We start from the raw sequence: 247 nt of genomic DNA on the forward strand, positions 1-247 counted from the left end.
TGGTATGAATTTATTGAGCAGTGGACAGTGAGGTGGTACAATATATGTGTAACGTGTAATATATTGGTGTATTTGTTAATGCATCTTTAAGATATAAGAAATAAAGTAGCCATAGGGAAGAGGTGGAGCATGAGTAACAAGGATATTATAAATGAAAATAATTCATTAATAGAAGACTTTCAGGACAATCAAATTGATGTTAAGGATATTACATCCTCGATTATTACTAATCCTTATGGTGCTATTA

The organism is Clostridium sp. UBA5119, assembly GCF_002414285.1.
Lineage (GTDB): Bacteria > Bacillota > Clostridia > Clostridiales > Clostridiaceae > Clostridium_J > Clostridium_J sulfidigenes.